A 14,682-nucleotide genomic window follows, 5' to 3' on the forward strand; every position below is an offset into this window, starting at 1 on the left:
AATGATCCGGGTTTCAGAGCGGTAACTTTTGACGATTTACGAATCGCCTACCGCCAGCAAGTCGAAGCATTGATTGATGGTGGAGTGGATGTACTATTGGTAGAAACTATTTTTGATACCCTCAATGCAAAGGCGGCATTATTTGCCATCGAGGAAGTGAAAGAAGAACGTCAATTGGACATACCTGTGATGGTGTCGGGTACTATAACCGACGCTTCAGGGCGCACCTTATCGGGGCAAACGGTAGAAGCTTTTCTGATTTCAATTGCGCATATACCCCTCTTAAGTATTGGATTTAATTGCGCATTAGGTGCCGATCAATTAAAACCCTATTTAAAACGTTTAGGGCAACATACGCAACTCAATATTTCGGCACATCCGAATGCGGGTTTACCCAATGCATTTGGCCAATACGATCAAACTCCAGAAGAAATGCAAGCACTGATACGAGAGTACTTAAACGAAAATTTAGTCAATATTATTGGAGGATGCTGCGGAACTACACCCGAGCATATTCGTGCGATTGCCGATGTGGCAGCAGCATTTAAACCAAGAAGAATTGTTGGAATGCAACTATTCAAAGAATAAATATCTTATACCTTAATTTAAATCAAAAAATTTTAATTCCGAAAAAAATGGAAAAAATTATAAAGTTATTTTTAATCCTATTAAGTTGTTTTACTTTGGGTTGTTCTTCAGCTGAAGATTGTACCAAAACGATTACAATTCCGAGTCAAACGATAATTACTCCCTCCGGCAGTTCATTTATTCCAGAAAGTGCAGCAGTAGTTCCCTGCGATTATGTTGTAACTCCTATTCAAGAGCAAGTACCCCTTGAAAATTTTTCCTATGAAGTATTGAACTTTGAATTTACACCCGATACGGGTAATAACACCAACCGACTCAAATTTGATATCCAACTTAATAATCTCAATAATTTTACGATTAATGGTTTTGCCTATATTACCCTTAATGTAGATGGTACGTTATCATCCTCTGGTTTTTTAAACGGAGCTACCTCAAGTTGTGGTCAAATTGGTCCCAACTCAAGTTGTGTTTTTTCATATGAAAAAGAGGCATCTCTGAATTTAGGTCTTGTGCAATCGATTCAGTTGGTTGATGTCAACTATTATTTGTCCAATTAGCATTCATATATTCTTTGCTTTATTAAGTCTATGGAAGAATCAAAATTTTTAAGGCTATCGGGATTAGAACCGTTAATTGTTACGCCAGAAAGTAATTTTATCAATATTGGAGAGCGGACCAATGTTACAGGTTCCCGCAAGTTTTTGCGTTTGATCAAGGAAGGCAACTATGAAGCTGCTGTCGAGATTGCCCGAGCTCAAGTGGAGGGTGGCGCACAAATCATCGATGTCAATATGGACGAGGGAATGCTCGATGGCGTAGAAGCCATGACAAAGTTCTTAAACCTAATTGCGGCAGAGCCCGATATTGCGCGCGTGCCGGTGATGATCGACAGTTCGAAGTGGGAAATCATTGAGGCCGGACTTAAAGTTATCCAAGGTAAAGGAGTGGTCAACTCTATTTCTCTTAAAGAAGGTGAAGCTGCGTTTGTTCACCACGCCAAATTAATCAAACGCTATGGAGCAGCCGTTATCGTGATGGCTTTTGATGAGGTTGGTCAAGCCGATACCTATGCGCGCCGTATTGAAATTTGTAAGCGCAGTTATGATATCTTGGTCCAAAAGGTTCAATTTGCACCGCAAGACATTATTTTTGATCCCAATATTTTTCCCGTTGCAACCGGTATGGAAGAACACCGCCGCAATGCTTTAGATTTCTTTTTGGCTACCCATTGGATTCGCGAAAACCTACCGTACGCGCATGTTTCGGGTGGTGTGAGTAATGTGTCGTTTTCTTTTCGCGGAAATGACAAAGTGCGTGAAGCCATGCATTCGGCATTTTTATACCACGCCATTCAACACGGAATGACCATGGGTATAGTGAACCCAGAAATGTTGGAAATCTATGACGAAATTGACCCTGAGTTACTAACGTATGTCGAAGATGTATTGTTGGATCGCCGTGACGACGCAACCGAGCGGTTATTGAATTATGCCGAAAATTTAAAATCGGAAACCAAGACTACAGACAAAGCCCAACAGTTATGGCGCAATGCTTCGGTTCAAGAGCGACTTACCCATTCATTGGTAAAAGGCTTAGACGAATTTATTGAACAGGATGTTGAAGAAGCGCGTTTACAAGTAGACAAACCGATTCAAGTGATTGAACAATATTTAATGAATGGGATGAATGTAGTGGGCGATTTATTTGGGTCTGGCAAAATGTTTTTGCCTCAAGTAGTAAAATCGGCTCGGGTTATGAAAAAAGCGGTGGCGTATTTGTTGCCGTTTATTGAGGCGAGTAAGCGCCCCCCAACCCCCAAAGGGGGAGTTAAACCACTTCAATACTGGGAAACTGCAAATCCTGGAGTATATGGTTTATTAAAGAACTACGCAAAAGAAATGCGATTCAAACCAACAAAAGCAGAAGAAATTCTATGGGCAGCGTTAAGTGGAAAAAAATTAGAAGGATATAAGTTTAGACGGCAGCATATTATTGGACAGTATATAACAGATTTTATTTGTTTACGAGAAAATCTTATAATTGAAGTAGATGGATTGATTCATCAATTGCCTGAAAACCAAAAGAGCGATATTGAACGTACGGATTGGTTACGAAGTGAAGGTTATCATGTCATTCGATTCACTAATGATGAAGTTATTTATGAGACTGAAAAAGTGCTGACTCAAATTTTAGCAGATTTGAAAGCTCCTCCTTCGGGGGCGGGGGGAGCTGGAAAGGTGCTCATGGCTACTGTAAAAGGTGACGTGCACGATATTGGTAAAAATATCGTTTCGGTTGTTTTGGCTTGTAATAACTTCGAAATTATCGATTTGGGGGTAATGGTACCACCCGAGAAGATTATACAAACCGCTGTATCAGAAAATGTAGCTATTATCGGACTGAGTGGTTTAATTACCCCATCATTGGATGAAATGGTCTATCTCGTTAAAGAAATGGAGCGCATCAATAGTACGATACCGATTATGATTGGAGGTGCTACAACATCGCGTGCGCATACAGCGGTAAAAATTGCGCCCGAATATTCGGGAAGCATCGTCCAAGTGAACGATGCTTCGCGGGCTGTAACGGTAGCAAGCAATCTATTACACCCCGAAAATAAAGCAGTTTATAGAGCTCAAATTCGTTCAGAATATGAACAATTGCGTGAAAATTATTTGAACCGCAGTCGTGAAAAAGAATACCTTACCCTCCCACAAGCGCGCGCCAACAAATTAGCGTTGGATTGGTCCAACTACCAACCTGCCCAACCGAATTTTGTAGGAGTGCAAGAGGTGCAGGTAGCGTTGGCCGACTTGGTCCCGTTTATTGATTGGACTCCGTTTTTCCATTCCTGGCAATTGTTTGGTAAATACCCCGCAATTTTTACCGATACGCTTGTTGGCGAGCAAGCGCGACAGTTGTTTGACGATGCCCAAAAAATGTTGGCGCAAATCGTTGATGAAAACTGGTTTACCGCCAAAGGAATGGTGGGTATATTCCCTGCAAATACGATCAACGACGATGATATCGAAGTGCAATCGACAACCGATAACTCCAATCCCACAACCTTTCTAACTCTGCGTCAGCAGTCAAAGAAAACGGCAGGTGCGCCCAATATTGCGTTGGCCGATTTTATTGCCCCAAAAGAAACGGGTATTCAAGATTATATAGGTTGTTTTTGTGTGTCGACCGGTTTTGGAGTTGATGAAAAAGCGGTCCTATTTGAAAAAGAGTTGGATGATTACCATGCGATTATGGTTAAAGCATTAGCAGATCGTTTGGCCGAAGCTTTTGCAGAGTACTTGCATCTCAAAGTACGTAAAGAAATTTGGGGCTATGCTAGTGATGAACAACTGGACAATCAAGCACTAATTGCCGAGGATTATAAAGGAATACGTCCCGCTCCGGGTTATCCGGCTTGCCCTGATCATTTGGAAAAACCAACTATCTGGAATTTATTGGATGTTGAAAAACGAATTGGTGTAACCCTAACCGAAAGCATGGCGATGTGGCCGGCAGCATCGGTATCGGGTTATTATTTTGCGCACCCGGAGAGTAAGTATTTTGGACTAGGGAAAATTAAATCGGACCAAGTAGAAGATTATGCCCAACGGCGTGGAATAGCTATCGAGAAAGCGCAACAGTGGTTGGCGCCGAATGTGAGTAGCCCCCCAACCCCCAAAGGGGAGATTAGTGATTAGTGCAGGGTGCGCGCGAGGGGTAGTAGCAAGGTGCCATGCACCGCGGATAACCCGGCCCCGTTGCTCCAAAGTAAACTCGATGCAGGGTGTTCCTTAACGGGGACGCGCCCAAAAAATGAAACAAAATAACGACTCATTTAAAATTCAAAATATATAATTTAAAATAGATGAAAGTAACCCAACATATCGAAAATGCGCAAGGAAAGCCTTTGTTTTCTTTTGAGATTTTGCCACCATTGAAAGGCCAGAATATTCAATCGATTTTTGATGGTATCGATCCCTTAATCGAATTTCAACCGCCGTTTATAGACGTTACATATCACCGTGAAGAATATGAATTCAAAGAATTGGATAATGGGTTGTTGCAAAAGAAAATTGTTAAAAAACGCCCAGGGACGGTTGGGATTTGTGCCGCCATTCAAGGGAAATATAATGTTGATGCAATTCCTCATGTGTTGTGCGGCGGATTCACTAAAGAAGATACCGAAAACCTTTTAATTGATTTGGATTTTTTAGGGATTGATAATGTTGTAGCCCTGCGTGGCGATGCTTTAAAAACGGAAACCTATTTTAAACCCGAGAAAGACGGCAATCATTATGCCACTGAACTGGTCGCGCAAATTAGCAATTTAAACCGTGGGATTTACTTGGATGAAGATTTGAAAAATACGGCAAAAACCAATTTTTGTATTGGAGTTGCGGGGTATCCGGAAAAACATATGGAAGCTCCCAGTTTGGATTCGGATATTCATTTTTTAAAACAAAAGATTGCTAATGGAGCCGATTATATCATTACGCAATTGTTTTTTGATAATCAGAAATTTTTTGATTTTGTAGCCAAATGCCGAAAAGCAGGAATTACGGTTCCCATTATTCCGGGTCTTAAACCAATTGCAACCAAAAAGCAATTGAATTTGATTCCCCACCGCTTTAGTTTAGAGTTGCCCGATGCATTGATAATGGAGGTTGTGCGAGCAAAAGACAACGATGCGGTTCGACAAATTGGAATTGAATGGTGTATTGCGCAAAGTAAGGAACTCCTAGCAGCAGGTGTACCCGTATTGCATTATTATTCGATGGGAAGAGCCGACAATATTCAGGCTATTGCAAAAGAAGTGTTTTAATAATTGCACTACATCATTGGAGAGGTCTGCAGTTTAAAAGTTCAAAGCACAACATTTGCTATTATTGTTATAGTCCCCATAATATAATGTATACTGTCGCATAAAAGGCAAATCATCGTGCTCTAATACTCCATTGAAAAACGAAGCAATACCATTTATTATTTCTTCTATATTTGTGCTGGAAAAAATTGTATTATGCGCTACATTGTTGTTTTGCTATCTCTACTGCTGCAGTTCGCAACGGCTCAAAACAACACCACAACCTCTTCTTTTGAGTTGAGTTTTTTTCGTGGAAATGTTATGCCACATACCCCCGATTTGTACCATTTGCAGGGGCATCCAGAAGGGGTGGTATTCAACTATAATCTTCAAACACATGGCCAAGAAGAATGGCATAAAGCGTATAATTATCCTTCATACGGTGCTTATTTAATGTACCAAGACTTCAACAACCGTTTTTTGGGGCACAGTTGGGCTGCGGGTGGATATTATGATTTTGCTTTCTTTTTTCCGCGCCTAACGGTTAAAACAGCAGCCGGATTAGCCTACATGAATCAACCGTATGATAAGGTTACCAATTCAAAAAATAAAGCGTTTGGGAGTACGTTACTGGCCAATATTAATATCGGACTCCAATACCGACAACCTTTTTTTCAAAATAGAATGGGTCTCACGGCAGGGTTGCTTTTTACGCATTATTCCAACGGTAGATCAAAGTCGCCCAATAGCGGGATCAATACCTATGGTGTCAATCTGGGTCTGACCTGTAATTTGGAAAAGCCGACCCCTATTAACACCCCCGATACCCTTCGCTTACGCACCAATTACCGTGAAAAACTGCATTATAATATGGTGTTTCGCACCGGATTTAACGAGAGTTCGGTAATCAATAGCGGACGCCATCCGTTGTATCATTTGGGCGCCTATATTGATAAACGTTTGAACCGAAAGAGCGGGGTGCAGTTGGGAGCCGATTTGTTTTTGACTCAAAGTTTTAAAGATTTTATAAAATATAAATCGGCAGCATTTCCCGATGCAAATATAGATCCCAATACCGATTATAAAAGAGCTGGAGTGTTTGTGGGCTATGAATTATATATCAACCGCATGTCGCTCGAAGCCCAAGTTGGGTATTATTTTTATGATCCATTGAAAAATGAAATACCGGTCTACGATCGTATCGGGATGAAGTACTACTGGACATCGAAAGTATTTTCGGCCTTGAGTTTAAAAACACATATGTTTCTTGCAGAAGCAATCGAATTTGGAATAGGATTACGTTTATAAGATGAAAAAGGGAATCGTTTTTTTATGGGTGCTTTTAGTGGCTTGTGAAAAGCCTTCAGATTGTATTACCTCGGCTGGAGCTACCGTTACGCGGGAGGTGGCGGTTGCGCCCTTTACGCGTTTGGAAATTTTTCGCGGCATTGGAGTCGAAATTATCCAAGGCCCAAGTTATAAGGTTGTTTTACAGTCGGGCGAAAATTTTATTGAGAATATCCAAGTCACACAAAACGGAAATGTGCTGCAAATTCGCGACCAATCAACCTGCAACTGGGTTCGGGAATTTGGTGTGGCAAAAGCAATTATCACGGCACCCAATTTGGAGGAAGTATATTCCAAATCTGAACAAGATGTGGTTTCTCAAGGTGTATTAACCTATCCGTATTTGCATTTGTATGCCATGGACAAAGAAGGCGATGGATTGCCGGGAGCCGGGACGGGTGATTTTAGACTTGCTGTCAATTCGACTACATTGTTGGTCGATAATAATAACGTATCACGCTATTATATTTCGGGAACAACACAAGCGTTGAAAGTCAACTTTTGGGCGGGTGATGGCCGTTTAGAAGCTTCCCAATTGCAAGCCAATACAATCGAAGTTTACCACCGCGGCACCAACGATATGTTTCTTTATCCAATGCAAAGTATAACGGGATCTTTAGTCAGTACAGGCAATGTCGAGTTGTTTAACACCCCTCCGTTGGTGAATTTAAATTCCACCTACCAAGGTTATGTGATCTACCATTAATTTTTCTTTGCCGTTTTTTCGCGGAAAATTTGCTCGAGATTTTTTGCTTTAGCCACAATTTGAAGTGCCCGTAAACCATTTGCAGTAGCAAAGTCAAAAATTAGGGCGCGCGGATCTTCCTCGGTATGAAAGGTAAGCTCCCATAAATTGGCTTTACTGTTTTTGGAATGGGTAAGTCCGGTTAATTGAGCAAACAATTCCTCAGGTACCGTTTGATCAAACTCCACTTCGACCAATTGTACGGTGACTTCTTCAACCAATTTGTCGAGCTGCTTGTCGGTTACAATTTTTCCGTGGTTAATAATGATTACACGGTCGCAAATTGCCTCCACTTCTTGCATAATATGAGTCGAAAGAAAAACCGTTTTGTTCTTCCCAACATTGCGAATCACATTGCGAATTTCTACCAACTGGTTAGGGTCGAGCCCCGTTGTAGGTTCGTCCAAAATCAACACTTCGGGATCGTGGAGTAATGCAGTTGCCAAGCCAACCCGTTGACGGTACCCTTTACTAAGCGCGCCAATTTTTTTATGGGCCTCTGGAGTAAGTCCGGTTAAGGCAATGACTTCTTCGATACGCGCTTTAGGTACTTTATATACATCGGCATTAAAAGCCAAATATTCACGCACATACAAATCAAGATACAGCGGGTTGTGTTCGGGTAAATATCCAACCGATTGCTGAACACCAAGAGGTGCCGTTGCTACATCATGTCCGTTCACCAAGGCGCTTCCTTCATCGGCGTTTAAAAAGGTGGTTAGGATTTTCATTAAAGTCGATTTACCGGCGCCGTTCGGACCCAAAAAACCCACGATTTCGCCTTTTTTTATTGAAAATGAAACCGCATCTAAAGCTTTTTGCGAACCGTAAAATTTTGAAATTGCGTGAACTTCTATAGACATAACGTAATTAATTTTGACACAAAGGTACTGATTCTCATTCAATTTTTTGGGCGTTACCCCACCGTATCGTTGACGCCATGATGTTTATTTGATTAAGGTGGAGTCAGGCTTTCGCCCGTCGCTGCCCGCGTTGCCTTGGCCGAGCTCCGCAAGGCCTCAATCCTTAACGCATGTTTTCCCGAGAACGTATGTCGATTGAAAAAAAACGGTTGCTTTTGTTGCAAATCAGGTAGGCTACATTCACACAAAAAGTAGTAATTTTGAAGAAATCATTTGAATTCATGAAAGCGTATAATTATTTTAAAATTGTTTTTTCCATCTCGCTCATTTTTACCCTGTTTGGCGCTTATTTTAAAATAATACATATTTATTCCAATTGGACAGCCGTACTATTGGTTGTCGGACTTTTAGCCACGCTAGGATATATTGTCCTTGGGATAATTGAAGTTCAAAAATCAAAACGCATCTCTAGTGCTGAGAAATTAATGTGGACGGTTGGTTTTATATCCTTTGGATTCTTGACGGCTTTTCTGTATCTATTAAACGGGCAAAAAAGAGTCGTTTCACAACAGTACAAATAGGGACATGCCGTATGCGAATTTAAAGCAGTTTCCATGAAAGAAAAAAAAACAAACCCAACCTGGCTGAATGATTTTCAATTATCCCATCCATTGGTAATTGCCGGACCCTGTAGTGCCGAAACCGAAAGTCAGGCGCTGCAAATTGCCCGTGATCTTCAAAATTCGAAAGTGTCCATCTACCGTGCCGGAATATGGAAACCACGAACGCGACCCGGTGGATTTGAAGGAGTGGGCGAAATTGGATTACAGTGGCTCCAAAAAGCCAAAGCCGAAACCGGTTTGTTAATGGCGGTAGAAGTTGCTACTGTTGCGCATGTACAATTGGCCTTAGCCCACGATATTGACGTGCTTTGGATAGGCGCGCGTACCACCGTAAACCCTTTTGCTGTCCAAGAAATTGCCGATGCACTCCAAAATACCGATAAAATTGTACTCGTAAAAAATCCTGTTAATCCCGATTTATCGCTTTGGATAGGGGCAGTAGAGCGGTTACGGCAAGCAGGAATTAAAAAGTTGGGTGTTGTTCACCGGGGCTTTTCTTCCTACGAAAAAACCAATTATCGCAATAATCCCGAGTGGCAAATTGCAATTGATTTTCAAAGTAAATACCCCGAAATCCCACTTTTAATCGATCCTTCGCATATTACGGGTAAGCGGGATATGATTTTTCAAGTAACCCAACAAGCGTTGGATTTCAATTATGACGGGATGATGATTGAAACCCATTGCAATCCCGATGCCGCTTGGAGTGATGCCGCACAGCAAGTAACCCCCAAGCAGCTTGAGCATATTCTAGACCAACTGGTTGTGCGCAATCCCGACGAAGCCGATGGGGAATATCAAAATCAATTGGTGCAATTGCGCCTTAAAATTGACCATTTTGATGCTAAACTATTGGATATTTTAGGACAACGGATGCAGGTTGCTGAAGCAATTGGCGCCTTAAAAAAGACAAAAAATGTTGCCGTTTTGCAAAATAAACGGTGGAACGATATTTTAGAACGGATGGTGCATGAAGGGTTGCAACGCGATTTGAGTGAAGCCTTTATTGTCCAGTTTTTTAAAGCCATTCACCAAGAAAGTATTGCCCATCAAGAAAAAGTATTTAAAGAAGAATAACATTTAATAAAGGCATCTTCAATTATCTTTGCAGTATGACAGGATTGGTGTATAAATCGACTGGAAGTAACTATACCGTTAAAACCGACGACGGTCAGCTCTATGATTGCCGGATCAAAGGAAAATTTCGTATTCAAGGAATCAAGAGTACAAATCCCATAGCAGTAGGGGATATAGTCGATTTTGATTTGGATCAATCCACCGACGAGACAATCGGTCAAATTCATCATATCCAAGATCGGAAGAATTATATCATTCGAAAATCGGTCAATCTTTCCAAACAAGTTCATATTATCGCCTCCAATATTGATGTTGTTTTTTTATTGGTTACCATCAACAATCCTGCTACAACGCCTTCGTTTATCGACCGTTTTTTAGTTACCGCTGAGGCTTATGGTATTGAAGCCGTGTTGATTTTCAATAAAATAGATACGTATGACGAAGCGACCCTAGAAGAGCAATTGTATTTACAGTATGTTTACAGTCAGATTGGGTATACGTGTTTGCGCGTATCGGCGCTAGAAAATAAAGGTTTGGATGCATTAAAAAACCTTATGAAAGGCAAAGTATGTATGTTTTCGGGGCATTCTGGGGTAGGGAAATCTACATTGGTTAATGCATTAGAACCTGCGTTGGATTTGCGTACCGCTGCTCTATCGAGTACCCACCAACAAGGGCAACATACCACCACATTTGCCGAAATGTTTGATTTGTCGTTTGATTCAAAAATTATTGATACTCCGGGAATTCGAGGGTTTGGCATGGTCGATATGCAACCACATGAGGTTAGTGATTATTTTCCAGAGTTTTTTGCGCGTAAAGAATCCTGTAAATTTAACAATTGCCTACACAAAGAAGAGCCGCATTGCGCAGTAAAAGAAGCGCTCGAGGCCGATGAAATTGCTTGGTCACGCTACCGAAGTTATATGCAAATTTTAGAAGGCGATGACGAACAATACCGGAGCGATCAATATGCCGAAGAACGCCGGAATTTGCAGTGATCAGTTTGCAGTGTTCAGTTTGCAGTGATCAGTGTTCAGTTTGCAGTTTGCAGTTTGCAGTGATCAGTGTTCAGTGATCAGTTTGTAGTATACAGGTTTAGTTGAAATAAATTTAAAATAGAGCATTCAAAATTTAAAATAGTTCATCATGCGTGCGGTCATTCAAAGAGTCTCTCGAGCATCGGTTACCGTTGAAGAAAAGTGTGTTGCTGCAATGCAATCGGGACTTTTGGTCTTGTTGGGTATAGAAGAAGCCGATTCGATGGAGGACGTTCAGTGGCTTGCAGCCAAAATTGTGAATTTGCGCATTTTTGCTGACGAAAAGGGAGTGATGAATGTTGCGTTAAACGAGCACTCGGGTGATTGTATTGTGGTGAGTCAGTTCACGTTGCATGCATTAACTAAAAAAGGCAACCGACCTTCCTATATTCGGGCAGCGCGTCCCGAACACGCAATGTCTATGTATGAAGCATTTGTTCAAGAAATAGAGCGTCTTTTGGGTAAGTCCGTTGGAAAGGGCATTTTTGGTGCCGACATGCAGGTTGATTTATGCAATGATGGACCCGTAACGATCCTTATTGATACCAAAAATCGAGAATAAGATGCGCAAAAAATACGTCACCTTTTGCGTTGGTTTTGTCTGTTATGGATCTCTATTTGGTATGCTAATGTATTTCACCGAAACCAATAGAACTTTTGTTCACGCACTGTATTCGGGAATATTTTTTGGAGCTGCAATGGGCTTGTTTGAGGTGTTTATCAATCCAGCAATAAGGAACTATTTGACTAACAGAAAAAAATAAAAACGATGAATCTAACAAATGCCCAACTCGAGGTCGATCATTGGATTAAAAATCATGGGGTTCGCTATTTTAATGAGCTAACCAATATGGCACAACTTACCGAAGAAGTGGGCGAAGTAGCCCGAATTATCGCCCGCCGCTACGGAGAGCAATCGGAGAAGGAAAGCGATAAAAATAAAGATTTAGGCGAAGAACTCGCCGATGTGGTTTTTGTTGTATTGTGTTTGGCCAATCAAACCGGAGTCGATTTGCAAGCCGCTTTTGATAAAAAAATGGCTTTGAAAACGCAACGCGACCATGACCGCCATCATAACAACGAGAAATTGAAGTAGGTTGTTTGCGTTCGGCTTTGAGCGATTAGTGCTTAGCTTTCTGTAATAACTATGAACTTCAATAATTCCTACTCAAAAATAAATTTTTAAATGAATTGTACGTTGGCATTATCGACCGTGCGGTCGGGAGTACACCTTGTAGTATCGGGTTCCAAATCGGAGACCAATCGCTTGCGGTTATTACAAGCTTTGTATCCGTATTTGCAAGTTGAAAATGCCTCCAATTCCGATGATTCGGAAGTCATGATTCAAGCACTTGAAAAGTCTAAAAACAGCAATTCAAATCCCGTATTCATTGATGTGCATCATGCGGGTACTGCGATGCGTTTTTTAACCGCTTTTTTCGCCATTCAAGAAGGAAAAGAAGTGTTGCTCACAGGTTCGACTCGTATGCAAGAGCGCCCAATCCAACTGCTAGTCGATGCCTTAATTCAATTGGGTGCGGTGATTACCTATGAAAACAAACCGGGTTTTCCCCCTTTGCGCATTCATGGGCAAAAACTAACCCGTTCGCAAGTAACCCTACCTGCCAATGTGAGCAGTCAGTACATTTCAGCACTTTTACTCATCGCACCAACGCTGGAGCAGGGTTTGGAGCTTACCTTAACCGGCGCGATTACGTCATTACCCTATATAAATATGACCTTGGCGTTGTTGAATGCCATTGGGGTTCGTACCTCGTTTGAAGGCAATGTGGTAACTGTTTCCCCCTACCAACCGAAAGTAATCTCAAGCCAACCAACGATTGTAAGAGTTGAAAGCGATTGGTCGTCGGCATCGTATTGGTACAGCATAATTGCTTTATCTCCAGTAGGGACTCAAATCACCCTGTCGCGATTCAAACCCAAAAGTGTACAAGGCGATCATATTTTGGCAGTTTTGTATGCCAAATTAAGTGTTGAAACCGAATTTTTGGCCGAGGATCAGATCCGGTTAACCAAAGTAGCATTGCCACCGGTTGCCCATTTTGAAGCCCACCTAAGCGATACGCCCGACCTAGCGCAGACCCTCGTTGTTTCGTGTCTCGGATTAGGGATTGGATGTTCGTTAACCGGTTTGCAAACGCTTAAAATCAAGGAAACCGATCGCTTGCAGGCGTTATACAACGAACTTACAAAACTAGGAGCAACCGTTACCTTTACCAACGATGCTCTTACCTTGGCTCCCACGGCACAATTGCATGCCAATTGTACAATTGCAACCTACCAAGACCACCGCATGGCCATGGCATTTGCCCCGCTGGCACTTCGTGTGCCGTTGGTAATTGAAAATGCGGAGGTCGTAAGTAAATCGTACCCCGAGTTTTGGAACGATTTGGAGCAGCTGGGAATCCACTTTTCAATGTCCGAAAAATAAATCCGATTTTACTTGACAACGCCCTTTTGGCGGTAGTATATTTGTAGCCGTTTGTTTTGAAACAAAGTGTTCTAATTTAAAAGGCTATAAAAAGATGAAACTATCCCACTTTAATTTCCATTTACCCCCAGAATTATTGGCAGAATTTCCAGCAGAAAACCGCGATGAGTCGCGCTTGATGGTGGTGCACCGCAGTACTGGGCAAATTGAACATAAGTTGTTTAAAGACATTATCGACTATTTTGATGACGGTGATGTAATGATTTTAAACAATACTAAAGTATTTCCCGCACGTATGTACGGAAATAAAGAAAAAACGGGGGCACGTATTGAAGTTTTCTTGTTGCGTGAGTTAAATTCTGAGCAACGGTTGTGGGATGTTTTAGTAGATCCCGCACGAAAAATTCGTATCGGTAACAAATTGTATTTTGGTGAAGACGATTCGTTGGTGGCCGAGGTAATTGACAATACCACATCGCGAGGACGTACGTTACGTTTCTTATACGACGGTTCTTACGAAGAGTTTCGTTACAAATTAAAAGAATTAGGTGAAACACCTATCCCAAAATATATTAACCGCGAGGTAACCGATGACGATGCCGAGCGGTACCAAACGATTTATGCCAAAGAAGAAGGAGCTGTTGCAGCACCTACTGCAGGTTTGCACTTTTCAAAACACTTACTGAAGCGCTTAGAAATTAAAGGAATCGATTTTGCCGAGGTAACTCTTCACGTAGGTTTAGGGACGTTTAACCCGGTTGAGGTAGAGGATTTGTCTAAACACAAAATGGACTCGGAAGAACTGCGCATTTCACAAGAGGCTTGTGATACAGTGAATAAGGCCATCGAAAATAAGCGTCGCGTTTGCTGTATTGGTACCACTTCGATGCGCGCAATCGAAAGTTCGGTTTCGTCCAACAGAACCTTAAATCCTTATGACGGTTGGACCAATAAATTCATTTTCCCACCCTATGATTTTAGCATTGCCAATTGTATGGTAACCAATTTCCATACGCCAAAATCGACCTTGTTGATGATGATTTCGGCTTTCTGTGGACACGATTTGATGAAAAAAGCCTACGAAGAAGCGGTAAAAGAAAAATACCGTTTTTACTCGTATGGCGATGCGATGTTGATATTATA

Annotated in this window: 14 protein-coding genes; 13 read left to right on the forward strand and 1 reads right to left on the reverse strand. The window is 41.6% G+C overall.

Features of this window, described 5'->3' with window-relative positions; all coding sequences use genetic code 11:
• The 6 genes from Q0039_RS00830 to Q0039_RS00855 all read left to right on the forward strand — a co-directional run.
• The coding region (locus Q0039_RS00830; protein WP_297507581.1) for a homocysteine S-methyltransferase family protein at nt 1–588 on the forward strand (588 nt) is incomplete at its 5' end.
• A gap of 47 nt (nt 589–635) precedes the next feature.
• On the forward strand, nt 636–1,145 hold the full coding sequence (locus Q0039_RS00835; protein WP_297507584.1) for a hypothetical protein: 510 nt from the start codon (nt 636–638) through the stop codon (nt 1,143–1,145).
• 30 nt (nt 1,146–1,175) lie between these two features.
• Nucleotides 1,176–4,289, forward strand: coding sequence for a vitamin B12 dependent-methionine synthase activation domain-containing protein (locus tag Q0039_RS00840; RefSeq protein WP_297507588.1), 3,114 nt, complete (start codon nt 1,176–1,178; stop codon nt 4,287–4,289).
• 167 nt (nt 4,290–4,456) lie between these two features.
• Nucleotides 4,457–5,413: a methylenetetrahydrofolate reductase [NAD(P)H] gene (metF, locus tag Q0039_RS00845; protein WP_297507591.1), complete on the forward strand. Its 957-nt coding sequence runs from the start codon at nt 4,457–4,459 to the stop codon at nt 5,411–5,413.
• A 195-nt stretch (nt 5,414–5,608) separates the two neighbouring features.
• Nucleotides 5,609–6,700: an acyloxyacyl hydrolase gene (locus Q0039_RS00850; protein ID WP_297507594.1), complete on the forward strand. Its 1,092-nt coding sequence runs from the start codon at nt 5,609–5,611 to the stop codon at nt 6,698–6,700.
• Between the two features lies 1 nt (nt 6,701).
• Complete coding sequence (locus Q0039_RS00855; RefSeq protein WP_297507597.1) at nt 6,702–7,445, forward strand: head GIN domain-containing protein; 744 nt, start codon at nt 6,702–6,704, stop codon at nt 7,443–7,445.
• Here Q0039_RS00855 and gldA read toward each other — a convergent pair.
• Nucleotides 7,442–8,347, reverse strand: a complete 906-nt coding sequence (gldA, locus tag Q0039_RS00860; protein ID WP_297507600.1) for a gliding motility-associated ABC transporter ATP-binding subunit GldA — start codon at nt 8,345–8,347, stop codon at nt 7,442–7,444. The two genes, Q0039_RS00855 and gldA, sit on opposite strands and share 4 nt — an antisense overlap.
• A 260-nt stretch (nt 8,348–8,607) precedes the next feature.
• Between gldA and Q0039_RS00865 the strand changes: the two genes are divergently transcribed.
• The 7 genes from Q0039_RS00865 to queA form a co-directional block, all read left to right on the forward strand.
• Nucleotides 8,608–8,928: a hypothetical protein gene (locus Q0039_RS00865; protein ID WP_297507603.1), complete on the forward strand. Its 321-nt coding sequence runs from the start codon at nt 8,608–8,610 to the stop codon at nt 8,926–8,928.
• A 33-nt stretch (nt 8,929–8,961) separates the two neighbouring features.
• Complete coding sequence (locus tag Q0039_RS00870) at nt 8,962–10,047, forward strand: bifunctional 3-deoxy-7-phosphoheptulonate synthase/chorismate mutase type II (protein ID WP_297507606.1); 1,086 nt, start codon at nt 8,962–8,964, stop codon at nt 10,045–10,047.
• 35 nt (nt 10,048–10,082) lie between these two features.
• On the forward strand, nt 10,083–11,048 hold the full coding sequence (rsgA, locus tag Q0039_RS00875) for a ribosome small subunit-dependent GTPase A (protein ID WP_297507609.1): 966 nt from the start codon (nt 10,083–10,085) through the stop codon (nt 11,046–11,048).
• A gap of 148 nt (nt 11,049–11,196) precedes the next feature.
• Nucleotides 11,197–11,649: a D-aminoacyl-tRNA deacylase gene (gene dtd, locus Q0039_RS00880; RefSeq protein ID WP_297507612.1), complete on the forward strand. Its 453-nt coding sequence runs from the start codon at nt 11,197–11,199 to the stop codon at nt 11,647–11,649.
• 207 nt (nt 11,650–11,856) lie between these two features.
• Entirely contained in the window at nt 11,857–12,183 is a 327-nt protein-coding gene (locus Q0039_RS00885) for a nucleotide pyrophosphohydrolase (protein WP_297507615.1), read from the forward strand.
• A gap of 90 nt (nt 12,184–12,273) precedes the next feature.
• Nucleotides 12,274–13,539, forward strand: coding sequence for a 3-phosphoshikimate 1-carboxyvinyltransferase (locus Q0039_RS00890; protein ID WP_297507618.1), 1,266 nt, complete (start codon nt 12,274–12,276; stop codon nt 13,537–13,539).
• 94 nt (nt 13,540–13,633) lie between these two features.
• Nucleotides 13,634–14,682 (forward strand): tRNA preQ1(34) S-adenosylmethionine ribosyltransferase-isomerase QueA (queA, locus tag Q0039_RS00895; RefSeq protein ID WP_297507621.1); only part of this gene is annotated, 1,049 nt, incomplete at its 3' end.

The organism is Flavobacterium sp. (assembly GCF_027484945.1).
Taxonomy (GTDB): domain Bacteria; phylum Bacteroidota; class Bacteroidia; order Flavobacteriales; family Flavobacteriaceae; genus Flavobacterium.